Source organism: Colwellia sp. BRX9-1 (genome assembly GCF_014077195.1).
Classification (GTDB): Bacteria; Pseudomonadota; Gammaproteobacteria; order Enterobacterales; family Alteromonadaceae; genus Colwellia_A.
The window spans coordinates 1-584 of the sequence record NZ_JACGVM010000072.1; the positions used below are offsets into that span (position 1 = coordinate 1).

Consider the following 584-nt stretch of genomic DNA (forward strand, 5'->3'; position numbering starts at 1 on the left):
GGCATTTGCTTTACCGTGTGCGCGCTTTAACCCCACGTGCTCAGTAAATTCACACAAATGCTCTGCGGTGCCCACCGCGCCCGTGAATATACCTTCAAAGTTTGTGGTGAGTTTGAGCCAACTTTTATCGCTGATGTGAAGTCTTGACAGTATATTTGCGGTTTTGTTATCGATAGCGCCTCGTTTGTCTGCTCTTATTACGCGACCTGTTTCATCTACAAGGGTTAAATAGTCCTTTAAGCTAAAGCGGATACCTGAGGTTTTAGCTTGCTGTTCATTGCCCGTAAAAGGTAATAACGTTGTGGGTTGCTCTCCCATAATGGCTGCTTTGATACGCAGTTGAATACTGGTAATAATTACTATGCCACCCATGATAATGCTGCACAATAATAAGGCACTGAAACACCGCTATCCATTGGTCAGCAACAAGGCATGTACTTCATCTTGTAAGCCTTTGCCTATCGATTTTTATAGATGTTGATTAAATGAGTGAATTTCAGGCAAGCTTTACTTCTCCCCCAAGGTAGCTGTATTTTTCTTGCTGTCTTAGTATGTAGTTATGTTTACGCGCTATTCAAACAAGC

At 42.5% G+C, this 584-nt stretch carries 1 pseudogene; it reads right to left on the bottom strand.

Annotated elements, in window-relative coordinates:
• Positions 1 to 372: pseudogene (locus H4J76_RS19535) on the bottom strand (transposase); the annotation flags it as partial.
• Positions 373 to 584 lie beyond the last annotated feature (212 nt).